The sequence below is a fragment of the Serratia bockelmannii genome (genome assembly GCF_008011855.1).
Classification (GTDB): Bacteria; Pseudomonadota; Gammaproteobacteria; order Enterobacterales; family Enterobacteriaceae; genus Serratia; species Serratia bockelmannii.
In genome coordinates this window covers 172,079-195,053 of record NZ_VOUX01000003.1, presented here as the reverse complement: position 1 = coordinate 195,053, position 22,975 = coordinate 172,079, and the positions used below count along the sequence as shown (strand labels likewise).

The following is a 22,975-nucleotide window of genomic DNA, read 5'->3' as shown; positions in this document are numbered from 1 at the left end:
ACATAAAAAAGCGGCAATGCTTAAAGACAATGCCGCTAAAACAATTCTCAGGATTAAGACCAGCTTAACGGTCTTTCGTTGCAAGCAGATGACATAAAATCATGCGGGACGAGTGCCGCGCTCAATGATCACGCCGACCCGATTGGCATGTGCTACAGCGCCCGGTTTGCTGACCTTAATACGGACCCACGGGGAATTGAAGCGCTGAAGCAAAATTTCAGATATTTCCTCCGCCACGCGTTCCACCAGGGCGAAGCGGTTCGACTCCACGTGTTGGATCACGGCATCGCTGACGTCGGCATAGCTCAGACAGTCAGTTACGTCGTCGCTGGCGGCGGCCGGCCGGTTATCCCAGCCCATTTCGATATCGAACACCAGCTTCTGACGAATGCCCTGTTCCCACTCATAAACGCCAATGGTGGTAATTACGGTAAGCTCTTCAATAAATACGATATCCATCACGTCATTCTCTGTTTTTGGCCTTGCCGGATACCACTTCCAGCGGAATGTGCGTATTATCCATAGATGTTGCGAGTAAAACGACCATTATTAAACGGAACCGCGTTATGAGTGCTACCGCGCTTGGCATGATTATCTTCGCGTATCTGTGCGGCTCGATTTCGAGCGCGATCCTGGTTTGCCGGATCGCCAGGCTGCCGGACCCGCGTGAGCATGGCTCAGGAAATCCCGGGGCGACCAACGTCCTGCGCATCGGCGGCCGGCTGGCGGCGGCGGCGGTGCTGGTGTTCGATATTCTGAAAGGGATGTTGCCGGTCTGGCTGGCCTACAAACTCGATGTGCCGCCGCTGTACCTAGGCCTGACGGCGATCGCCGCCTGTCTGGGGCACATCTACCCGGTGTTCTTCCACTTCCGCGGCGGTAAAGGCGTGGCGACGGCGTTTGGCGCCATCGCGCCTATCGGCTGGGATCTGACCGGCCTGATGACCGGCACCTGGCTGCTGACGGTGCTGCTCAGCGGCTACTCTTCGCTCGGCGCCATCGTCAGCGCGCTTATCGCCCCGTTCTACGTCTGGTGGTTCAAACCGCAGTTCACCTTCCCGGTAGCGATGCTCTCCTGCCTGATCCTGATGCGGCATCACGACAATATCCAGCGCCTGTGGCGCGGCCAGGAAGGCAAGATTTGGGGCAAGTTCCGCAAGAAGAAAAACGACGCGGATGAGGATAACGGCGACCAGCCGAAAGACGAATAACAGAAGGGCCGGATTATCCGGCCCTTTGCTTTATACCGCAGGTAGTTCCGCCAGCGGCCAGCGCGGCCGCACCGAAACGCTCAGCTCCGGGTTGGCGCCGCTCTTCAGCCGCACCATGCCGGCATAGGCGATCATCGCGCCGTTGTCGGTGCAAAATTCCGGGCGGGCATAGAACACTTCCCCGCCGCGTTTCTGCATCATCTCCGCCAGCTTGGCACGCAATGTGCGGTTGGCGCTCACGCCGCCGGCCATCACCAGGCGTTTGAAGCCGGTTTGCTCGAGGGCACGTTTGCATTTGATCGCCAGCGTATCCACCACCGCATCCTCGAAGGCGCGGGCGATGTCGGCACGCGTCTGATCGTCGTTGCCGTTGGAGCGAATGGTGTTGGCGGCGAAGGTTTTCAGCCCGGAGAAGCTGAAGTCCAGCCCCGGACGATCGGTCATCGGCCGCGGGAAGGTGAAACGCCCCGCCGTGCCCTGCTGCGCCATCTTCGACAGCATCGGCCCGCCGGGATAATCCAGGCCGAGCAGCTTGGCGGTTTTGTCGAACGCTTCGCCGGCGGCATCGTCGATCGACTCGCCCAGCAGTGCATACTCACCGATGCCGGTGACGCTGATCAGCTGAGTGTGGCCACCGGAGACCAGCAGCGCGACGAACGGGAACGCCGGCGGGTTATCTTCCAGCATCGGCGCCAGCAAGTGGCCTTCCATGTGGTGTACCGGCACCGCCGGCACGTTCCAGGCGAACGCCAGCGCACGCCCGACGGTAGCGCCGACCAGCAGCGCGCCTACCAGGCCCGGCCCGGCGGTATAAGCCACGCCGTCGATATCGGCCGGAGTCAGGTTGGCCTCTTTCAGCGCCGCCTGAATCAGCGGCACGGTTTTGCGCACGTGATCGCGGGAGGCCAGTTCCGGCACCACGCCGCCGTAGTCGGCGTGCAGCTTCACCTGGCTGTATAATTGGTTGGCCAACAAACCGGTTTGATCGTCATACACTGCAATTCCGGTTTCATCGCAGGACGTTTCTATACCCAGTACTCGCATTACATTTCCCATCATTCACGTGCGGCCGCCAGTCTACCACATTCCGCCGCATTTACCGCCGATGCGGCGCATCTTGTCACCGGCTTGCGCCTATGTCGATGATTCATCCAGAAAATGCCCGAGCGATTAAATACGAGCATTTTTTTCTGATTAGTCTATAATCAGCGCCCGGTGCAAAATTGCGCACGTTGCGGCAGAGCGACGCGGGTTTCAATTTGCTGTGATGCTTTACAAAGCAGCATCCATTGGAGTAAAATTCCGCACCATTTTGAAAAGGCTGGCGCTTGGCCAGCAGCAAACCGAATTTTATTGAGGTGAGAGGCACATGCCGGTAATTAAAGTACGTGAAAACGAGCCATTTGACGTTGCTCTGCGTCGTTTCAAACGCTCTTGCGAAAAAGCGGGTGTTTTAGCTGAAGTTCGTCGTCGTGAGTTTTATGAAAAACCAACTACCGAACGTAAACGCGCTAAAGCTTCTGCTGTGAAACGTCACGCGAAGAAACTGGCTCGCGAAAACGCACGCCGCACTCGTCTGTATTAATTCTTCGGGGGCAACCCCACCGCGTGAATTTCTGATTTTCAAAATCGCGCAGACCGAGTAGTTGCATACGAAGGCCGTGCTTTCCGAAAGGAATGCGCGGCTTGTTCTCGTTTATAGGCTAATGAAGTAAGGGCTTATGGCTGGACGAATTCCGCGCGTATTTATCAATGACTTGCTGGCTCGCACCGACATCGTCGATTTGATCGACGCCCGCGTGAAGCTCAAGAAGCAAGGCAAGAACTACCACGCGTGCTGTCCGTTCCACCACGAAAAGACGCCTTCCTTTACCGTTAATGGCGAAAAGCAGTTTTATCACTGTTTTGGGTGTGGTGCGCACGGCAACGCCGTCGACTTTTTGATGAATTACGACCGACTCGAGTTTGTCGAAACCATCGAAGAGCTGGCGACCATGCACGGGCTGGAAGTGCCTTACGAAGCGGGCACCGGGCCGACCCAGATCGAACGCCATCAGCGCCAGAGCCTGTACCAACTGATGGAGCAGCTCAGCGCGTTCTATCAACAGTCACTGCAGCAGTCCTCCGGGGCACCGGCGCGCAGCTATTTGCAGCAGCGCGGATTAAGTGACGACGTTATTCGCCATTTCGCCATCGGCTTCGCGCCGGCGGGATGGGACAACGCCCTGAAGCGTTTCGGCCGCGACGCCGACTCGCGCCGCGCATTGAACGATGCCGGCATGCTGGTGACTAACGATCAGGGGCGTTCGTACGACCGTTTCCGCGAACGGGTGATGTTCCCCATCCGCGACAAGCGCGGGCGCGTGATCGCCTTCGGCGGCCGCGTGCTGGGCGACGGTATGCCGAAGTACCTGAACTCGCCGGAAACCGAAGTTTTCCATAAGGGCCGCCAGCTGTACGGCCTGTATGAAGCACAGCAGAACCACCCTACCCTCCAGCGGCTGCTGGTGGTGGAAGGGTATATGGACGTGGTGGCGTTGGCGCAATTCGGCATCGATTATGCCGTCGCCTCGCTCGGGACCTCGACGACGGCTGAACACATTCAGCTGCTGTTCCGCGCTACCGACAACGTCGTTTGCTGCTACGACGGCGACCGCGCCGGCCGCGAAGCGGCCTGGCGGGCGCTGGAAACCGCGCTGCCGTACCTGAACGACGGGCGCCAGCTGCGGTTCATGTTTTTGCCCGACGGTGAAGACCCGGACACCCTGGTGCGCAAAGAAGGCAAAGAAGCCTTCGAACAGCGAATGGAGCAGGCGCAGCCGCTGTCCACTTTCCTGTTCGAAAGCCTGCTGCCGCAGGTGGATTTGAGCAGCCCGGACGGGCGCGCCAAGCTGAGCACGCTGGCGCTGCCGCTGATTACTCAGGTGCCGGGCGAAACGTTGCGCTTGTACCTGCGTCAGGAGCTCGGCAACAAGCTGGGGCTGCTGGACGACAGCCAGCTCGACAAGCTGATGCCCAAGCAGGCGGAAAATGCGAATCCTTATCAGGCGCCCCAGCTAAAACGCACAACCATGCGTATACTGATAGGGTTACTGGTGCAAAATCCGCAGTTGGCTACACTTATCCCTTCGCTGGAAGGGTTGGAGCAGACCAAACAGGCGGGATTGCCGCTGTTCGTCGAACTGGTGCAGACCTGTTTGGCGCAGCCGGGCCTGACAACCGGGCAATTGCTGGAGCTGTATCGCGACAACAAATTCAGCCAGCAGCTTGAAACCTTGGCGACATGGAACCATATGATCGTTGAGGACATGGTCGAACAGACCTTTTTGGATACGTTGGCCAGCCTGTACGACTCGGTGCTCGAGCAACGGCTGGAAACGCTGATCGCCCAGGCCAGAACGCGCGGCCTGAGCCCGGAGGAACGTGAGGAAGTCCGTTCTCTCAACCAGGTTTTAGCGAAGAAAAACTGAATACCAAACGGCTTAAGTGCCGATAATTGCGAGGGCAGAGCCCTGCACAGTGCCGCCATAGTGGGCCGCGGCGATAACGAAAACGCCCCAAATGCTATTGTTGGCGGTTTCGCCGACCGACACCAACCTAAATACTCTGAAGTGTGGATACCGTCTTATGGAGCAAAACCCGCAGTCACAGCTGAAGCTACTTGTCACCCGTGGTAAGGAGCAAGGCTATCTGACCTATGCTGAGGTCAATGACCATCTGCCGGAAGATATCGTCGACTCCGATCAGATCGAAGACATCATCCAGATGATTAACGACATGGGCATCCAGGTGATGGAAGAAGCACCGGACGCCGATGACCTGCTGCTCGCCGAAAACTCGAACAGCACGGACGAAGATGCGGAAGAAGCCGCCGCACAGGTTCTGTCCAGCGTGGAATCCGAAATCGGCCGCACCACCGACCCGGTGCGCATGTACATGCGCGAAATGGGTACCGTCGAACTGCTGACGCGCGAAGGCGAAATCGACATCGCCAAGCGCATCGAAGACGGCATCAACCAGGTGCAGTGCTCGGTTGCCGAATACCCGGAAGCCATCACCTACCTGCTTGAGCAGTACGATCGCGTCGAAGCGGGCGAAGCGCGCCTGTCCGATCTGATCACCGGCTTCGTCGATCCTAACGCGGAAGAGGACATCGCCCCAACCGCGACCCACATCGGTTCTGAACTGTCGAGCGAAGAGCAAGACGACGACGAAGAAGATGAGGACGCCGAAGACGACGACACCGAAGACGACAACAGCATCGATCCGGAGCTGGCGCGTCAGAAGTTCGCCGAGCTGCGCGATCAGTATGAAGCGACACGTCTGGTGATCAAGAAGAACGGCCGCAGCCACGCCAGCGCAGCGGACGAGATCCTGAAGCTGTCTGAAGTGTTCAAGCAGTTCCGCCTGGTGCCGAAACAGTTCGACTTCCTGGTCAACAGCATGCGCACTATGATGGACCGCGTTCGCACCCAGGAACGCATCATCATGAAGCTGTGCGTTGAACAGTGCAAAATGCCGAAGAAAAACTTCGTCACCCTGTTCGCCGGCAACGAAACCAGCGATTCCTGGTTCGAAGCCGCAGTGGCGATGGCCAAGCCATGGTCGGAAAAGCTGAAAGACGTTGCCGAAGACGTGCAGCGCAGCCTGCAGAAACTGCGTCAGATCGAAGAAGAAACCGGCCTGACCATCGAGCAGGTCAAAGACATCAACCGTCGCATGTCGATCGGTGAAGCGAAAGCCCGCCGCGCGAAGAAAGAGATGGTTGAGGCCAACCTGCGTCTGGTTATTTCCATCGCCAAGAAATACACCAACCGCGGCCTGCAGTTCCTGGATCTGATCCAGGAAGGCAACATCGGCCTGATGAAAGCGGTAGACAAGTTCGAATATCGCCGCGGCTACAAGTTCTCGACGTACGCCACCTGGTGGATCCGTCAGGCTATCACCCGCTCCATCGCCGATCAGGCGCGCACCATCCGTATTCCGGTGCATATGATTGAGACCATCAACAAGCTCAACCGTATTTCGCGCCAGATGCTGCAAGAGATGGGCCGCGAGCCGACGCCGGAAGAGCTGGCCGAGCGCATGCTGATGCCGGAAGACAAGATCCGCAAGGTGCTGAAGATCGCCAAAGAGCCAATCTCGATGGAAACGCCGATCGGCGACGACGAAGATTCGCATCTGGGCGACTTCATCGAGGATACCACCCTCGAGCTGCCGCTGGATTCCGCGACCTCAGAGAGCCTGCGTTCCGCTACCCACGATGTGCTGGCCGGCCTGACCGCGCGCGAAGCGAAAGTGCTGCGCATGCGTTTCGGTATCGACATGAACACCGACCACACGCTGGAAGAGGTAGGCAAGCAGTTTGACGTTACCCGTGAGCGTATTCGTCAGATCGAAGCCAAGGCGCTGCGCAAGCTGCGTCACCCGAGCCGTTCCGAAGTGCTGCGCAGCTTCCTGGACGATTAAGTCCGGCTGCCGCACCAAAAGCAAAAACCCCGGCTTGCCGGGGTTTTTTTATGCCTCAGAACATGCTGTTGCCGCTGGCGGTCTTCTCCGGCACCGGCTGCGTTACATCCCAATGCTCGACGATCTTCCCGGCGCTGTCGAGACGGAAGATATCGACGATCGCCGCGGTCTTGCCGGCCTCGCGCCCGCTGACTTCCACATGCAAAATCACGAAGTCGCCGTCGACAAACGCCTGTTTCACCTCACTGTGCGAATTGGGGTAACGCGTTTTCAGCAGCTCGACAAATTGACGAAAGCCCGCCACGCCGTCTTTAGCGTTGGGGTTATGCTGCTTGTACTGCTCGCCCAAAAACGGCCGCGCCGCCGCAAAATCCTTGTTGTTCAGCCCCTGCCGATAAAACTCCAGCACGTTCTGCTTGTTGCGCGCCTCCTGTGGCGAATGCCCCGCCTGTGCAGTGCCGGTCACCAATAACAGCGCCATCACACAACCTTTCATCATCGATGTCATCGCAACTCCCTTATGTCATTGCAGCGCCAGGAACAGCTCGCGATAGCTGGCAGTCAGCTGCTCCAGCGTGGCGCGGTTCAATCCGCTGGGGTTGGGCAATACCCACACCTCGGTTTGCCCCAGCACCATCGTCTGCTTGCCCCAGGGCGCGTTTTTCACCCCGAAGGCGGTGGTGAACGCCTGCTTGCCCAAAATCGCCAACGCGCGCGGCTGGTAGCGCAGGATCTTCTCTTGCAGCGCCTCGCCGCCGCTGCGCAACTCGTCGCGCGACAGCTCGCTGGCCGCCACCGTCGGGCGCGCCACCAGCGCGGTAATGCCACAGCCGTTATCCTTCAACTGCTGCCACTGCTCCGGCGCCAGCTGGCTCTCGGTAAAACAGGCCTGATGGATCACCTTCCAGAAGCGGTTGCTGCCGTTGGCGAAAGGGTAGCCCTGGTGGGCGGAAGAAAGGCCGGGGTTGATGCCGCAAAACACCACCCGCAGATTGGGCGCCAGAAGTTCCATGAGTGTCGTGAGTCCATTGCAGGGATTTACTGCGGTTATCGCAAAATCCGCCAGCAATTACAACAGGCTAGAACTGTGCAGAAAAGCAACATACGGGCGGGTAACAGTAGACCGCCGCTTAAGGATTCCCTATAATCTCGCGGCTTGGCCCCTTAGCTCAGTGGTTAGAGCAGGCGACTCATAATCGCTTGGTCGTTGGTTCAAACCCAACAGGGGCCACCAAATTTTAGCTTTAAAATCATATAAAAAAGCCACTTCCCTCGAAGTGGCTTTTTTATTTCTTGCTCACAGTGGCGGCAAAATGGCGGCGGTATGCCGGCACTCTCAGCTATCTTTCCCCTCTTAACCAGCCTATAGCCAGACTTACCAGGAAGCCGGCAAAGAAGATCGCGACAGCCGCAGCGATAGATTTCCACCACTCATCAAACCAGAACAAGGCAACAAATGCCGCTATAGAGAACAGGCCAATGACTATGGACTCAGCCAAGTCAGCAGTTTGCCGGCCAACAAATTTAACGAACTTCACAAGAAAGGATTTTAGCCAGTTCATTGATTTTCTTACTTAACGATAGGAAGTCATCATCACTTGATCATTAGTTAAAATCCAACCGCTGGCTTTTGATTGATTTATCCGCTATCGCTCGCCTCTCACAAGGCTACACAAAGCAATAGTGACAAACACCAGCAACAGGAATATTGCCGCGCTTAGAATTCGTTGCCACCATTCGTCGAACCAGAACAGTGAGCCAAACGCAGCGATAGAAAATATCCCGCCCAAAATCGCTTCCACAAGGTGCGACAATCCTTTACCGAGCTTACTGCCCCAAGACTTTAGATAGCTCATGATTCACACCTTCACAGAACATTTTCGATTTGCTGGTATAGGCAACAAAGGGTTCAAGATACTCCTCCGCCAGAAAGTAGATCATGTCCAAATTTCGTGGCGTGAGCTTATGGTACGTTGAGGGATATTGTTCCCGCAAACGACGCGAAGAAACGGCGGCCTTTTCAATAATTCCTTGTAAAAGAATGATGTTTAGCCCAGCAATGGTGACACCTTTGAATACCCATTTGAAAAGTGTGCTGCCGATAACCTTTTTCAAAATATGGTGTGTGATTTGCTGAACCAGAATGAACTGCGTCCCCATACGTCCTGTAAGATAACCCTCTGCATGGTTAAATTTTTGGCTTAGCGCGGTTTGTGTTTGCAGATCCATCCGCTGATAGCAGTCACGGATAATCACCACTATCAGCTCACGTAGCGGGGTTTCGATACCATAACCGGCACGAACGACCTTAATAAATCGTTCCGTTTCAATTTCATTGCGGTGCCTAAGCTCTCGGCCGCCGAGCCCTGCTCCCTGCCATGTCCTACGAGCACTATAGGCAATGCCCCTTGGTAAAGACTCTATTCCCTCAAGAATTCCTTGAGCTACGGCTTTCGCATCCATAACAATCCCTTATCAGCGCCCTGGCCGTACCCTATACTAACTTCGCTTAAAATATCAACATCCCTTTCATCCTAATGAAGGGCGCCCCTCGGCATAATGGCTTTTTTGTTTCCCGCCGCCGTGCCACACTTCCCTCTCGGCATTCCTGATTTATTCCGACTCATAAGGCCCCTGCATGATCGTCAACTGCGACCACGACAACCTTGATGCCTGGCTGGCTCTGCGCTCGGCGCTGTGGCCCACCTGCCCGCGGGAAGAACACCGCGCGGAAATGCGCGAGATATTGGCTTCGCCGCACCACACCGCGTTTATGGCGCGGGGGCTGGACGGCGCTTTCGTTGGCTTTGCCGAGGTCGCGCTGCGCTACGATTATGTCAACGGCTGCGAATCGTCGCCGGTGGCGTTTTTGGAAGGGATTTATACCGCCGAACGCGCCCGCCGCCAGGGCTGGGCCGCGCGCCTGATCGCGCAGGTGCAGGAGTGGGCGAAGCAACAGGGGTGCAGCGAGCTGGCGTCGGATACCGACATCGCTAATCTGGATTCCCAACGCCTGCATGCGGCGCTGGGCTTTGCCGAAACGGAGCGGGTGGTGTTTTACCGCAAAACGCTGGGCTGATCAGGCACCTTGCGTTGCCGCTGATGCGTCAACGGCTCGGCGCGCAGCAGTCTCTTCCCCACCAATATTAACCAACCCCCCTTCCTCATCCAGCGTTTTCGCCGTGGCACTCTCATCGGCACAGCAATCGTATCGGTCGCCCATCAATATAATGCCATCAAATACAATCACAATGAGCGTAATTGGTTCTATTTTGATTGGATTTGTCGCCTTGTTTTATTTTGAAAAACTTATAATGGGGACATCACATACCCGCAGATACCGCTCAATAGAACAGGAGATTGGCATTTATGAAACTGACCAGCCAAAGCTTTAAAGAAGGAGAGTTCATTCCCGGTGAGTTCGCCTTCGCTATCCCCGATGCCGCCAACCATGTCGCTTTATCGAGAAATCGCAACCCCCATCTGGCCTGGAGTGAAGTGCCTGCAGGCACGCAGTCTTTCGTGATCGTTTGCCATGATCCCGACGTGCCAAGCCGTGGTGATGATGTGAATCAAGAGGGTCGGGTTGTGCCCGCATCGTTGCCGCGCGTTGATTTCTTTCACTGGCTGCTGCTGGATATTCCGGCCAGTACCGTGGAAATTGCGGCGGGCTCTCAATCGGACGGCGTAACGCCGCGTGGCAAATCCGGGCCAAACGCCCCTTCGGCCTATCGCCACGGCATCAATGACTATACCGGTTGGTTTGCCGCCGATGAGCAGATGAAGGGGGAATACTACGGTTACGATGGCCCATGCCCACCGTGGAACGATACGTTAGTTCATCATTATATTTTCACGGTTTATGCGCTTGCTACCCCCGGTTTGGATGTACAAGGGCCTTGGACAGGGGCTAATGTGAATGCTGCCCTGGCGGAAGCGCCGGTGTTAGCCCAGGCGAGCCTGACAGGCCTTTACAGCCTGAACCCTAACGTAGCATCAACGGCGAAATAATCGCATAAAGGAGTCGAATATGAGCCGGACCGGTTCCTTCGGATCAGTGCGAACCAGACGCGAGCCGGGCGCGAAACTTTTGCACTGGCACTCTCCGTCGGGGGCTCCGGTGTTGAGGCGCCGCTTGTGCGGGGTGTGCCAGCCGACATTGAAACGTCAGCTACACACGCCGCAGTTCGTCTTCCATGAAGCGACGGTCTTGCTGATCGTGGCGGGCCAACTCGGTATCACATCGGCTTCACAACATTTGTCTCTGGAGACCCCCGGCGAACTGCTCCTGGTCCCCCCCAACACCCGCGCAGATTTAGTCAAAACGCCGGGCGATATCGATCGGCCTTTTCGCTCGATACTCCTGACGCTGTCGGCAGAACTGCTGGATGTCTTTCACCGAACCCGGCAGGCTTCACCCCCTATTCCCCCTAAAGATGACGCGTGGAAAACGCTGCCTCTGGACGAAGACCTGTCGGCGACGTTTTATCACGTGATTGAAAGCGTGGAAAAACAGGAAATCAGTGATATTCGCCTGCAATACCGCCTTCTGGACTTTTTGACCGCGCTGGCCGAACGGGGACATGTTTTTACGCATTTGCCATTGGATAGCCCATCACAGCGCCTGCGCACTTTGATTTTTGAGGCTCCGGAACAAAACTGGACGGCAGAAACGGCGGGAAAAACGTTAGCGATGAGCCCGGCAACGTTGCGGCGGCGCCTTGCCGCCGAACAGACGCGCTTCGAAGACTTGCTGATAGACGTCCGTATGCATCACGCCATGATGTTGCTTCAAACCACCCGATGGGATATGACCCGCATTGCAGAGGCCTGCGGTTACAAATCCAGAGCGCGTTTTAGCGAACGCTTTCAAAAGCGTTTTGGTTACGCGCCTTCCGCCATCCGATAAAACGCTGGGCTGATCAGGCGATCTTGCTTTGCCGCTGATGCGCCAACTGCTCGGCGCGCAGCAGGATCTCCTGCAGATCGTCCTCGTCGATATCGAACAGATCCCCCTCCATCAGCGCCTCGTGCAGATCGGCGCGGGTGATGGAAACGGCATCGATCGGCAAATTGGCCGGCTTGGCCTCCGCCGGCGCCAGCGCGTGCGGGTAGCGTCGCCCGGCCAGGTTATTGAACAGAATGGCCAGCGCCGCCAGCAGCACCGAGTTCAGCAGCACCGGATACAGTACGAAGTCATAGCCCATCTGGTGAATACCGGGGCCGCCGAGGATGGCGGTCAGCGCCACCGCGCCGCCGGGTGGATGCAAGCAACGCAGCTTGAACATCAGGCCGATGGCCACCGCCGCCGCCGCGCCGCAGGCCAGGCCCGGATCGGGGATCAGCAGACCGGCGCTGACGCCCACCGTCGCCGCCAGCGCATTGCCGCCGACGATCGACCAGGGCTGCGCCAACGGGCTGTTGGGCACGCCGAACAGCAGCACCGCCGAAGCGCCCATCGGCGCGATAAACCAGAGGTTCACCTCACCCAAAATAAAGTGGCTGATCCAACCGGCGAGCATCAGCCCCAAACCGGCACCGACGCTGGAAATCAGCATCTCTCGCTTGCCTACCGCCAGCGGGTGCGGCCACAGGCGCGCGCATCCCACTTTTACTCGTTCTATCCACTGCGTCTTCATGTTACCCAATACGGCTCAATTCACGTGTTGGCAACAAATATATCACATCATCCTGAAGGAACTCACGGCGCCGTAAACCGCGCCGCCCAAGAACTTTTAGCTAACAGATTGATTTTTAGCCTCCCCTCGACAATGATGAATGTTCCCCCTTTAACCCCGAGGAACCGCCGATGTCTCAACCGATCACCGAGCTTTACACCGACAGTGAATTTTTCAGCCCGTACGCCATGTCCGCCTTTGTCGTGCTGACGGAAAAAGGCATTCCGTTCACCGTGAAGCCGGTGGATCTGGCGAAGGAAGAGAACAAAGAGGCGGCCTACGCGGCGCTGTCGCTCACCCGCCGGGTGCCGACGCTGGCGATCGGCGAGTTCCAGCTCTCGGAGTCTTCAGCGATCGCCGAATACCTGGAAGACATCCACCCGGCCCACGCCGTGTACCCGCGCGACGTGAAGCTACGTGCCAAAGCGCGCGAGATCCAGGCCTGGCTGCGCAGCGATCTGCTGCCGATCCGCGCCGAGCGTTCGACCGAGGTGGTGTTCAACAACGGCAAGTTCCCGCCGCTGTCCGAAGCCGCGCAAGAGGCCGCGCGCAAGCTAATCGCCGCCGTGGAAAAGCTGCTGAGCCACGGGCAGGATAATCTGTTCAGGGAGTGGTGCATCGCCGACACCGATCTGGCGCTGATGCTCAACCGGCTGGTGATGCACGGCGATCCGGTGCCGGAGCGCGTGCGCCACTATGCGCACAAGCAGTGGCAGCGCCCGTCGGTGCAGGCCTGGCTGGCATTGTCGGAAAAACGGCGCGCCTGAGAAAAAAATCGGCGGCCACGACGCCGCCGTTCTCAATGCCGAGAAACAACATCACTGCTTGAGGGAAGGCAAATCACCATCCAGAGGGCAGATAGCCTAACAATGAAGCGATGGCGTACACCGCACTGGCCAGATACAGCAACACAATGCTGATCTGCAGCAACGGGTGCGTGATCCAGTTGCACTGCCAGCGCGGGGTCTGGTCGCCCTGTTTGCGCGCGCCGCGCAGGATCAGCATCGGCATGATCGACAGGATCACCCCGCTGAACACCCCGGCGAAGTAGAGCGCGTTGACGAACGACACCAGGCCGCTGTAGGCCAACGCGAACGGCGGCACCACCACCAGCAGCAGCACGCCGAAGCGGCGCAGCGGCAGCTCGTCGTTGCCCAACCTAAACTTGTCGAAAATATTGGTCAGGAAGCTGCCGCCCAATCCCCAGTACGAGGTCAGCATCGCGCACAGCGCGAAGATGTTGGCGGAGAAGAACGCCCACTGCCCCAGCGCCTGGCCCCAGGAAATGGTGGCCACGTCGGAGATGTCATCCAGCCCGCTGAGCGCGATCACCGACATCGGCACCGCCGCCAGCAAAATGAAGGTCACCACCATGCCGACGATGATCGCCTTCGGCAGTTGCTCCGGCTTGTCGGCGAAGCCGCGCGCCATCTCCGGCACGATGTACTGCGCCGAGAAGCAGAACACCACCACGTTGAACACCGGCACCATATAGCGCCAGTCGCCGTCCAGCAGGTTGCGCATCTGGGTGGTGTCTTTCAGCAGCGTCGCCGCCACCAGCGCGGTCAACATCACCACCATGCCGATGCTGATAAACTTCTCGCCGCGGCCGATCGCTTTCAAACCGAGGTACAGCACGCCGGCGGCGGGCACGAAGAACAGCAGGCTGCCCAGCGCCGGCGAGATGCCGAACAGCGATTGCAGCAGCTTGCCGCTGCCGGTCATGTAGGCGGTAAGCGCCCCGACGCTGTTGACGCACACCGAAGCGAACATCAGCCAGGCGCCCAGGCCGCCGACATAGCGCTTCGCCAGCCCGCTCAGCTGCAGATGTGCGCGGGTGCGCAGCGTGGATTCAGCGACGTACAGCATGGTGATGGTGGTCAGGCTCCCCACCAGCACCAGCCAGAACAGCAGCGGCAGGAAACCGGCCTTGCTGGAGGCGTAGGCGATGGAGAGCACCCCGGCGCCGATGTTGGTGCCGACGATCATCGCCACCCCTTCGAGGAAACTTAACGATTTGGCGGGTGCAGGTGCTCGCACCCCGGCGGCAAGCACCGGAGAAACAGAGATATTATCAGACATGCATCATCCTTATCGCCCGGCGACGCTGGCCGCCGGGATGGGTTAACGTCCTGACGCTCAACAGCTCACATCGATACACAAGTATTTCAGCTCCAGATATTCTTCTATCCCGTAGCGCGATCCTTCACGCCCGAGCCCTGACTGTTTCACGCCGCCGAACGGCGCCACTTCGTTGGAAATCAGCCCGGTGTTGATGCCGACCATGCCGTACTCCAGCGCTTCCGGCACGCGCCACTGGCGCGCGGCGTTCTGCGTGAACAGGTAGGCGGCCAGGCCGAATTCGGTGTCGTTGGCCATGGCGATGGCTTCCGCTTCATCATGGAAGCGAAACAGCGGCGCCACCGGCCCGAAGGTTTCTTCTTTGGCGAAGCGCATCTTCTGCGTTACGCCGGTCACCACCGTCGGCTGGAAGAAAGTGCCGCCGAGCGCGTGCGGCTGGCCGCCGGTGGCGATCTGTGCCCCTTTGATCAGCGCGTCGTCGATATGGCTCTGCACCTTCGCTACCGCATCGCTGTCGATCAGCGGCCCCTGGGTGGTGCCTTCCTGGCTGCCGTCGCCGACTTTCAACTGCTCGACCGCCGCCACCAGTTTCTCCGCCAGCCGCTCGTAGATGCCGTCCTGCACGTAGATGCGGTTGGCGCAGACGCAGGTCTGGCCGCTGTTGCGGAACTTGGAGGCCATGATGCCCGCCACCGCCGCGTCCAGATTGGCGTCGTCGAACACGATGACGGGCGCGTTACCGCCCAGCTCCAGCGACAGTTTCTTGATGCTCGGCGCGCACTGCGCCATCAGGATGCGGCCGACCTCGGTCGAGCCGGTAAAGCTCAGCTTGCGCACCACCGGGCTGTCGCACAGCACCTTGCCCACCTGCGCCGCTTCGCCAGTCACCACCTGCAACACGCCGGCGGGAATACCGGCGTCCTGCGCCAGCTTGGCCAGCGCCAGCGCGGTCAGCGGCGTTTGCTCGGCCGGTTTGACGATGATGGCGCAACCAGCCGCCAGCGCCGGCGCCACCTTGCGGGTGATCATCGCCGCCGGGAAATTCCACGGGGTGATGGCCGCGCACACGCCGATCGGCTGCTTCACCACCACCAGACGCTGCGAAGCCTGCGGCGCCTGCAATACCGCGCCGTCCACCCGCTTGGCCTCTTCGGCGAACCAGGTGATGAACGACGCGGCGTAGGCCACTTCGCCGCGTGCTTCCGCCAGCGATTTGCCCTGCTCGGCGGTCATCAGCTGCGCCAGATCTTCCTGTGCGGCCAGCACCTTGTCGGCCCAGGCCAACAGCAGCGCGGAACGCTGCTTGGCGGTCAGCTGTTTCCACTCGTTTTGCGCCCGCTGCGCCGCCGCGATCGCCTGCTGGGTTTCCTCTTCGCTGACCAGCGGAATGCTGGCCAGTTCGGCGCCGGTGGCCGGGTTGATCACCGCTTCGCGCTTGCCGCTCAGGGCATCGCACCATTCGCCGTTGATCAGACACTGGCTGCGCAACAGCTCAGGATTATTCAATTTCATGCCGTTCGCTCCTTAGTGAGCCAGCGCGCGGGACAGGATGCCCATCGCCTTGGTGAACTGATCGTCCGGGATGGTCAGCGGGTACAGGAAGCGGATCACGTTGCCGTTCACGCCGCAGCTCAGCAGCAGCAGCCCTTCCTCCATCGCCTTCTGCTGCACCTGACGGGTGATATCGGCTGAAGGTTTACCGGTAGCCGGATCGTTGAACTCCACCGCCACCATCGAGCCTTGCGCGCGCACATCGGCGATCGCCGGGCTGGTTTTGCGCGCCTGCTGCAACACTTCCACCAGGTGCTGCCCCAAGCGCTGGGCGCGCTGACACAGCTGCTCTTCGTCGATCACGTCCAGCACCGCGTGCGCCGCGGCCACCGCCAGCGGGTTACCGGCGTAGGTGCCGCCCAGCCCGCCCGGCGCCGGCGCGTCCATCACCTCGGCGCGGCCCGCCACCGCCGACAGCGGCATGCCGCCCGCCAGGCTTTTCGCCATGGTGATCAGATCCGGTTTAACGCTGTAGTGTTCCATGGCGAACAGCTTGCCGGTACGGGCGAAGCCGGTCTGCACTTCGTCGGCGATCAGCAGGATGCCGTGCTGGTCGCACAGCGCGCGCAGCGCCTGCATGAAATCGGCCGGCGCCACGTTGAAACCGCCCTCGCCCTGCACCGGCTCCAGCACAATGGCCGCCACCTGCTTGGGATCGATATCCGCTTTAAACAGGCGATCCAGGCTGTTCATCGCGTCTTCGGTGGTCACGCCGTACAGCGCGTTCGGGTACTGGCCGTGGAACACCGAGCCGGGGAATGGGCCAAAGCCCAGTTTGTAAGGCGCCACTTTGCCGGTCAGCGCCATGGTCATATAGGTGCGGCCGTGGAAGCCGCCGCCGAAGGTGATCAAGCCCGGACGGCCGGTGTAAGCGCGGGCGATCTTCACCGCGTTTTCCACCGCTTCCGCGCCGGTGGTGAAGAAAGCGGTTTTACACGGACCGGCGATCGGCGCGCGCTGGTTGATGCGCTCCGCCAACGAGACATAGCTTTCGTAAGGAACGATCTGATAGGCGGTGTGGGTGAAGGCCTGCAGCTGCTTTTCAATTGCGGCGATCACTTTCGGGTGGCGGTGGCCGGTGTTCAGCACGGCGATCCCCGAGGCGAAGTCGATCACTTCTTTGCCTTCCACATCCCACAGCGTGGCGTTCTCTGCGCGCTCGGCGTAAAAACCACACATCACGCCCACTCCGCGCGGGGTGGCGTCCTGACGGCGTTGGTTCAATTCTGCGTTTTTCATGCTGTTCTCTCCGGTCGGTGCCAGTTACACGTTTCGTTCACATTCGTGAAACAATGCCGTTTATTTACACAGGATGTGGCCCTATAATCGAGTGCCAGTTACGAATAATTGAGGGATCCAATTGCGCTCATTGAGTGGTGATCTGTTGCTGCAGCGCCTCGGCGAACAGCCCGATGACAAGCTGCACAAGCGGCTTTACAACGCGATCCGCACCAGCATTCTCGACGGCAGCCTGCCGCCCTCCAGCCGCCTACCCGCCTCGCGCGATCTGGCGCAGGAGCTCAGCCTGTCCCGCAACACCGTATTAACCGTTTATGAACAACTGCTGGCGGAAGGCTACGTGTCGGCGCGCGCCGGCAGCGGCACCTTCGTCGCCGACACGCTGCCGGACAGCTGCCTCTCCACCGGCGGCGCTCCGGCGGACGGCAGCGGGCAACCGCGGCGCGTCGAACTGTCGGAGCGCGGCGCCACGCTGCTGCACCACGCCAGCGCCAGCCCCAAACAGTGGGGGGCATTCATTCCCGGCGTCCCCGACGTCAACGCCTTTCCCCATCAGCTGTTCAGCAAGATCCAGGCGCGCCTCAGCCGCCGCCCGGCGCCGCAGCGGCTGACCTACAGCAATCAGGGCGGCAGCCCGGAGCTGCAGCATGCGTTGGTGGAGTATTTACGGGTGGCGCGCTCGGTGCGCTGCTCGCCGGAACAGATCCTGATCACTGAAGGCATCCATCAGGCGATCGATCTGGTGACGCGCATGTTGTGCAATCCGGGGGATGACGCCTGGATCGAAGAACCGGGCTATTGGGGGATCCGCAATATCCTGCGCATCAATGCGTTGAACATCTGCCCGCTGGCGGTGGACGAGGCCGGGCTGGTGCCGCCGGAGCAGCCAACGACGCCACCCCGCCTGATTTTCGTCACCCCGTCGCACCAGTATCCGCTCGGCTCGGTGATGAGCCTGGCGCGCCGCCAACGGCTGCTGGCGCTGGCGCGCAACGCCGGCGGTTGGATCGTCGAGGACGACTACGACAGCGAATTCCGCTTTTCCGGCCAACCGATCCCAGCGCTGCAAGGGCTGGAGGCCGACGCGCCGGTGATCTACATCGGCACCTTCAGCAAAACGCTCTACCCGGCGCTGCGCCTCGGCTATGTGGTATTGCCGCCGCCGCTGGTGCAGCCGCTGAAAACCGCCCACGCCGAGCTGTATCGCGGCGGGCACCTGCTGATCCAGAGCGCGCTGGCGGAATTCATCCAAGAGGGGCACTACACCGCGCACATCCGTCGCATGCGGCTGCTGTACGCCCGGCGGCGCGCCTTCCTGACCGGCCTGATCGTACAGCACCTCGGCAAACAGGCGCTCAGCGAATTCAACAGCAACGCCGGATTGCACCTGATCCTCAACCTGCCGGACGAGGCCGACGACGTGGCGATCGCCGCCGCCGCCGGCGCGCAGGGGGTGCTGGTGCGGCCGCTGTCGCGCTACTACATGCTGCCCAACCGCCGGCGCGGCCTGCTGATGGGGTTTGCCTGCGTGCCGGAAGAACAGATGGCCGCGGCCTTCACCCAGCTGCTGGCGTGCATCAACACGCCCGAGGTGAAAAAGGCGGCCCCCTAGGGCCGCCTTCGCGCGTTACCAGGCCTGAAGCCGCCAGCCGTCCATCTGTCGCTGCAGACGGTGTGTCGGCCGCAGCGCCTGCAGGAAGTCTTCGTCGTGCGACACCACCAGCATCGCGCCGGGGAAATCCGCCAGGGCGGTTTCGATCGCCAGCGACGACGCCAGATCCAGGTGGTTGGTCGGCTCGTCCAGCAACAGCAGCTGCGCCGGTTGTCGCCGCCACAGCGCACAGGCCAACGCCGCCTTGAGCCGTTCGCCGCCGCTCAGCGAGCCCAGCGGCAGCGCGATGCGATCCGCGCCAAGCTGCAACTGCGCCAACCGGGTGCGCAACGCGCCTTCCGCCAACGGTGAATCCTGCAGCCCCAGATGCTCCATCACCGACAGATTCGGGTCGAGCTGCGACAGGGTTTGATCGAGGTAGGCCGTCGACAGCGGGCAATGACAATGGCCGGAAAGCGCCGTCAGCTGACCGAGAACGGTCTTCAGCAAGGTGGACTTGCCACAGCCGTTGGGGCCGGTCAACGCCACGCGCATCGGGCCGTCGATACGCAGATCCAGCGGCGGCGCGCTGACGAACGGCAGCTGCAGCTGCTCGAGCACCAGCACCTGCTTGTTCGCGCTCACTTCGCTGCCCGGCAGCGCCAGCAACACCGGCTGCTCCTCTTCCACCCGCTGATAGGCTTCGCGCACCGCCGCATCGAGGCTGTCGCGCTGATCCTGATGCTGTTTACGCAGCGTGCCAAGGCTCTCCTTCGCCGCCGACTTGTAGGCCACCCGCTCAAAAGAGGCGATATTCAGCGTATCGACGACGCGCAGCGTTTGCGCCGAGCGCCGCTGGCTCATGTCGTGCTCTTTCTGCTGGCGAGCGCGGGTGCGGCGACGCTCCTCGCGCGCATGCTCCAGATCGGCGCGCGCCGCCTGCTGTTCCGTGTCGCGCTGGCGCCGGTAGTCATCGTAGTTGCCGCCGTAGCTGCGCAGCGCGCCGGGTGTCAGTTCGACAATGCGCTCCATGCGCGCCAGCAGCTGCCGGTCATGGCTGGCGATCAGCAGCCCGCCGCGCCACTGATCCAGCTGCTGATAAAGCCAGGCGCGCCCGACGCTGTCGAGGTGGTTGGTCGGTTCGTCCAGCAGCAGAAAATCCGCCTCGCCCAGCAACGCGCCGCACAGCGCCGCGCGCATCCGCTCGCCGCCGCTCAGAGAGCTTGCGGATCGCAACGGATCGAAGGCCGGCAGCCCGGCGGCGACAAAGGCGTTTTGCAGACGATCGTTGAGATCCCAGCGCCCTTCCAGACGATCGATATCGTCCGCCAGCGGCTGCCCCTGCTCGAGACGCGCCAGCGCGGCGAACACCTCACCATAGCCCAGCAGCTGGGCCAGCGTGGTGTCCGCGGCGATCTCCGGCTGCTGCGCAACGTAAGCCAACGCGGCATGGGATTCGACGTGCCCGTTGCCCGGCCGATCCAACCCGGCGATCAGGCGCAGCAGCTGGGTTTTACCGACGCCGTTGCGCCCCACCAGGCCGCAGCGCTGCCGATCGAAAGCGAGATCCAGCGGGCCGAACAGCGTTTCGCCGTCAGCAAATTGGCAGGTCAGTTGATGTAAAACGAAATAAGGGGACTGCGCAAAATGAGCCATAAGCACTCCTGAATGAGATCAAAACATCCCCACAGGGCGCAAGAGCGCACAGCGTGGGACCAGATATCAACAGGTGTGGGTGTTCATTTTCGGTAGTGGCTCCGCAGAGAGAAGGAATTTACAACGCGCAAAGGTTAACCGATCTTTTGTTCGTTATGCAAACAGAGTCTGAGATTCATGACGTCTATCACATTCGGCGCAACGCAGATTCCCAAGCGGCATGACAACGGCTAGATTTATCTCATCCGACCACTTGTGTTCACATAATTATAACAACGGGCCCCGATTTCACCCGATGGAGAGTGCAATGAGCAATTACCCTCACCTGCTGGCGCCGCTGGATCTCGGCTTCACCACCCTGAAAAACCGGGTGCTGATGGGATCGATGCATACCGGCCTGGAAGAGCTGCCCGACGGCCCGCAGCGCCTGGCCGCGTTCTATGCCGAGCGCGCCGCCGCCGGCGTGGCGCTGATCGTCACCGGCGGCATTGCCCCGAACGAACAGGGCGTGGTGTTTCGCGGCGGTTCGATCCTCAACAGCGAGGCGCAATTGCCTCACCACCGCCCGGTAACCGAGGCCGTCCACCGGGCGGGCGGCAAAATTGCGCTGCAGATCCTGCACACCGGCCGCTACAGCTATCAACCTAAGCTGGTGGCCCCTTCCGCGCTGCAGGCGCCGATCAACCCGTTTACGCCGAGCGCGCTCAGCGCAGCGGAGATCGAGCAGACTATCGCCGACTTCGCCCGCTGCGCGGCGCTGGCGCAGCAGGCCGGCTATGACGGCGTTGAGGTGATGGGATCCGAGGGCTATCTGATCAACCAATTCTTGACGACGCGCACCAACCAACGCGACGACCAATGGGGCGGCAGCTTCACCAACCGCATGCGGTTCGCCGTCGAGACCGTCAGGGCGGTGCGCCAGGCCGTGGGCCCGGCATTCATTCTGATCTACCGGCTGTCGATGCTCGATCTGGTGGAGGACGGCTCCAGCTGGCAGGAGATCGAACAGCTGGCGCTGGCGGTCGAACAGGCGGGCGCCACGATCATCAATACCGGCATCGGCTGGCACGAAGCGCGCATCCCGACCATCGCCACCATGGTGCCGCGCGCCGGATTCAGCTGGGTAACCCGCAAGCTGATGGGCAAGGTCAGCATCCCGCTGATCACCACCAACCGCATCAACGATCCGGCGGTGGCCGAGCAGGTGCTGGCGGACGGCTGCGCCGACATGGTGTCAATGGCGCGCCCGTTCCTTGCCGACGCCGCCTTTGTGCAGAAAGCCGCCGAGGGGCGCGCCGACGAGATCAATACCTGCATCGGCTGCAACCAGGCCTGCCTCGACCAGATATTTGAAGGCAAGCTGACCTCCTGCCTGGTCAACCCGCGCGCCTGCCGCGAAACCGAAATGCCGCTGACGATGGCGGAGAAACCGAAAAAGCTGGCGGTGATCGGCGCCGGCCCCGCCGGGCTGGCGTTTGCCACCACCGCCGCCAGCCGTGGCCATCAGGTGACGCTGTTCGACGCCGCCGAACAGATCGGCGGCCAGTTCAACATCGCCAAACAAATCCCCGGCAAGGAAGAATTCCATGAAACCCTGCGTTACTTCCGCCGCCAGCTGGCGCTGCGCGAAGTGACGGTCAAGTTGGGCGTCAAGGTCGAGGCGGCGGATTTAAGCGAATTCGACGAAGTGATCCTCGCCTGCGGCATCGTGCCGCGCACCCCGGACATCCCCGGCATCGGGCACGCCAAGGTGCTGAGCTATCTGGACGTGCTGCGCGATAAAAAACCGGTCGGCCAGCGGGTGGCGATCATCGGCGCCGGCGGCATCGGCTTCGACACCGCCGAGTACCTCAGCCAGCACGGCGTATCCAGCAGTCTGGACCAGGCGGAATTCAACCGCGAATGGGGCATCGATGGTCGCCTTGAGCAACGCGGCGGGCTTGCAGCGCAAGGCCCTCAGGCGCCACGCGCCGCGCGGCAGATCTACCTGTTGCAACGTAAAACCAGCAAGGTAGGCGAAGGCCTGGGGAAAACCACCGGTTGGATCCACCGCGCCAGCCTGGCGATGCGCGGCGTGAAGATGCTCAATAGCGTCAGCTATCGGCTGATCGACGATGAAGGGCTGCACATCACCCGCGCCGAGCAGGAAAGTTGCCTGCCGGTGGACACGGTGATCGTCTGCGCCGGGCAGGAACCGCGCCGCGAGCTGCAGCAGCCGCTGCTGGCGATGGGGAAAATCGTGCACCTGATCGGCGGCGCCGACGTGGCTGCCGAGCTGGACGCCCGCCGTGCGATCGATCAGGGCACGCGGCTGGCGATGTCACTGTAAAAAAGGGGCGCCCGGCGCCCCTGATATTGATGACAAACCTCATCCCCATGCCGGGTAGGCAGAGACCAGCGAAAAGAAAACAAGGAAAATCAATTTATTGATTTTCGGCTGATAACCACAAAGGGGGAAAAACCACGCTTTTTCCCCTTTGTCTACAGACTGAGGGGCG

The 22,975-nt window shown here is 60.4% G+C and carries 21 protein-coding genes and 1 tRNA gene; 11 read left to right on the top strand and 11 right to left on the bottom strand.

What is annotated here, in order from left to right; translation table 11 throughout:
* Nucleotides 1-99: 99 nt before the first annotated feature.
* On the bottom strand, nt 100-459 hold the full coding sequence (gene folB / locus FOT55_RS05490; protein WP_004937203.1) for a bifunctional dihydroneopterin aldolase/7,8-dihydroneopterin epimerase: 360 nt from the start codon (nt 457-459) through the stop codon (nt 100-102).
* Nucleotides 460-566: 107 nt separating this feature from the next.
* Here folB and plsY point away from each other — a divergent pair, with 107 nt between their 5' ends.
* Entirely contained in the window at nt 567-1,211 is a 645-nt protein-coding gene (plsY, locus tag FOT55_RS05485; protein WP_025304323.1) for a glycerol-3-phosphate 1-O-acyltransferase PlsY, read from the top strand.
* A gap of 30 nt (nt 1,212-1,241) precedes the next feature.
* Here plsY and tsaD read toward each other — a convergent pair whose 3' ends face one another.
* Complete coding sequence (gene tsaD, locus FOT55_RS05480; RefSeq protein ID WP_025304324.1) at nt 1,242-2,255, bottom strand: tRNA (adenosine(37)-N6)-threonylcarbamoyltransferase complex transferase subunit TsaD; 1,014 nt, start codon at nt 2,253-2,255, stop codon at nt 1,242-1,244.
* A 325-nt stretch (nt 2,256-2,580) separates the two neighbouring features.
* On the opposite strand from tsaD, the gene rpsU reads away from it, so the two are divergent.
* From rpsU to rpoD, 3 genes are all read left to right on the top strand, one after another.
* Nucleotides 2,581-2,796, top strand: coding sequence for a 30S ribosomal protein S21 (rpsU, locus tag FOT55_RS05475; RefSeq protein ID WP_001144069.1), 216 nt, complete (start codon nt 2,581-2,583; stop codon nt 2,794-2,796).
* A 136-nt stretch (nt 2,797-2,932) separates the two neighbouring features.
* Complete coding sequence (gene dnaG, locus FOT55_RS05470) at nt 2,933-4,681, top strand: DNA primase (protein ID WP_025304325.1); 1,749 nt, start codon at nt 2,933-2,935, stop codon at nt 4,679-4,681.
* Between the two features lie 157 nt (nt 4,682-4,838).
* A complete protein-coding gene (gene rpoD / locus FOT55_RS05465; protein ID WP_043142056.1) occupies nt 4,839-6,680 on the top strand; it encodes an RNA polymerase sigma factor RpoD in 1,842 nt (613 codons plus the stop codon).
* 55 nt (nt 6,681-6,735) lie between these two features.
* Here the strand turns inward: rpoD and FOT55_RS05460 are convergent, their stop codons facing one another.
* Both FOT55_RS05460 and mug read right to left on the bottom strand, forming a co-directional pair.
* Nucleotides 6,736-7,179, bottom strand: coding sequence for a nuclear transport factor 2 family protein (locus FOT55_RS05460; protein ID WP_049204445.1), 444 nt, complete (start codon nt 7,177-7,179; stop codon nt 6,736-6,738).
* A gap of 24 nt (nt 7,180-7,203) precedes the next feature.
* A complete protein-coding gene (gene mug / locus FOT55_RS05455; protein WP_147823203.1) occupies nt 7,204-7,692 on the bottom strand; it encodes a G/U mismatch-specific DNA glycosylase in 489 nt (162 codons plus the stop codon).
* Between the two features lie 146 nt (nt 7,693-7,838).
* Here mug and FOT55_RS05450 point away from each other — a divergent pair.
* Nucleotides 7,839-7,914, top strand: a tRNA-Ile gene (locus FOT55_RS05450).
* Nucleotides 7,915-8,020: 106 nt separating this feature from the next.
* Here the strand turns inward: FOT55_RS05450 and FOT55_RS05445 are convergent.
* Entirely contained in the window at nt 8,021-8,242 is a 222-nt protein-coding gene (locus FOT55_RS05445) for a hypothetical protein (RefSeq protein WP_033651283.1), read from the bottom strand.
* Between the two features lie 265 nt (nt 8,243-8,507).
* Nucleotides 8,508-9,143 carry a hypothetical protein gene (locus FOT55_RS05440; RefSeq protein WP_147823202.1) on the bottom strand — a complete coding sequence of 212 codons (636 nt, stop codon included), beginning with the start codon at nt 9,141-9,143 and terminating at the stop codon, nt 8,508-8,510.
* A 175-nt stretch (nt 9,144-9,318) separates the two neighbouring features.
* Here FOT55_RS05440 and aac(6') point away from each other — a divergent pair, with 175 nt between their 5' ends.
* The 3 genes from aac(6') (at nt 9,319) to FOT55_RS05425 (ending at nt 11,589) form a co-directional block, all read left to right on the top strand.
* The gene (aac(6'), locus tag FOT55_RS05435; RefSeq protein WP_147823201.1) at nt 9,319-9,759 is read left to right on the top strand and encodes an aminoglycoside 6'-N-acetyltransferase; all 441 of its coding nucleotides are present in this window, start codon (nt 9,319-9,321) and stop codon (nt 9,757-9,759) included.
* A gap of 290 nt (nt 9,760-10,049) precedes the next feature.
* A complete protein-coding gene (locus tag FOT55_RS05430) occupies nt 10,050-10,691 on the top strand; it encodes a YbhB/YbcL family Raf kinase inhibitor-like protein (RefSeq protein ID WP_043142050.1) in 642 nt (213 codons plus the stop codon).
* 148 nt (nt 10,692-10,839) lie between these two features.
* Nucleotides 10,840-11,589 (top strand): helix-turn-helix transcriptional regulator, encoded by a 750-nt coding sequence (locus FOT55_RS05425; protein WP_197538603.1) that lies wholly within the window; start codon nt 10,840-10,842, stop codon nt 11,587-11,589.
* A gap of 13 nt (nt 11,590-11,602) precedes the next feature.
* Here FOT55_RS05425 and FOT55_RS05420 read toward each other — a convergent pair whose 3' ends face one another.
* On the bottom strand, nt 11,603-12,319 hold the full coding sequence (locus FOT55_RS05420; protein ID WP_107227067.1) for an HPP family protein: 717 nt from the start codon (nt 12,317-12,319) through the stop codon (nt 11,603-11,605).
* Nucleotides 12,320-12,489: 170 nt separating this feature from the next.
* Between FOT55_RS05420 and yfcF the strand changes: the two genes are divergently transcribed.
* Nucleotides 12,490-13,125 (top strand): glutathione transferase, encoded by a 636-nt coding sequence (yfcF, locus tag FOT55_RS05415; protein ID WP_004937171.1) that lies wholly within the window; start codon nt 12,490-12,492, stop codon nt 13,123-13,125.
* Between the two features lie 73 nt (nt 13,126-13,198).
* On the opposite strand, the gene FOT55_RS05410 is transcribed toward yfcF, so the two are convergent.
* Genes FOT55_RS05410 through FOT55_RS05400 form a run of 3 tightly spaced genes read right to left on the bottom strand, consistent with a single transcriptional unit; the run spans nt 13,199 to nt 17,230 of the window.
* A complete protein-coding gene (locus FOT55_RS05410; RefSeq protein WP_147823200.1) occupies nt 13,199-14,440 on the bottom strand; it encodes an aromatic amino acid transport family protein in 1,242 nt (413 codons plus the stop codon).
* A 57-nt stretch (nt 14,441-14,497) separates the two neighbouring features.
* Nucleotides 14,498-15,952, bottom strand: coding sequence for an NAD-dependent succinate-semialdehyde dehydrogenase (locus FOT55_RS05405; protein ID WP_038879538.1), 1,455 nt, complete (start codon nt 15,950-15,952; stop codon nt 14,498-14,500).
* Nucleotides 15,953-15,964: 12 nt separating this feature from the next.
* A complete protein-coding gene (locus FOT55_RS05400; RefSeq protein WP_048321975.1) occupies nt 15,965-17,230 on the bottom strand; it encodes a 4-aminobutyrate--2-oxoglutarate transaminase in 1,266 nt (421 codons plus the stop codon).
* A 121-nt stretch (nt 17,231-17,351) separates the two neighbouring features.
* Between FOT55_RS05400 and pdxR the strand changes: the two genes are divergently transcribed.
* Entirely contained in the window at nt 17,352-18,842 is a 1,491-nt protein-coding gene (gene pdxR, locus FOT55_RS05395; protein WP_147823199.1) for a MocR-like pyridoxine biosynthesis transcription factor PdxR, read from the top strand.
* A 15-nt stretch (nt 18,843-18,857) separates the two neighbouring features.
* Here pdxR and FOT55_RS05390 read toward each other — a convergent pair whose 3' ends face one another.
* Nucleotides 18,858-20,477 (bottom strand): ABC-F family ATP-binding cassette domain-containing protein, encoded by a 1,620-nt coding sequence (locus tag FOT55_RS05390; RefSeq protein WP_147823198.1) that lies wholly within the window; start codon nt 20,475-20,477, stop codon nt 18,858-18,860.
* 307 nt (nt 20,478-20,784) lie between these two features.
* On the opposite strand from FOT55_RS05390, the gene FOT55_RS05385 reads away from it, so the two are divergent.
* A complete protein-coding gene (locus FOT55_RS05385; RefSeq protein WP_147823197.1) occupies nt 20,785-22,806 on the top strand; it encodes an oxidoreductase in 2,022 nt (673 codons plus the stop codon).
* The last annotated feature ends 169 nt before the right edge of the window (nt 22,807-22,975 follow it).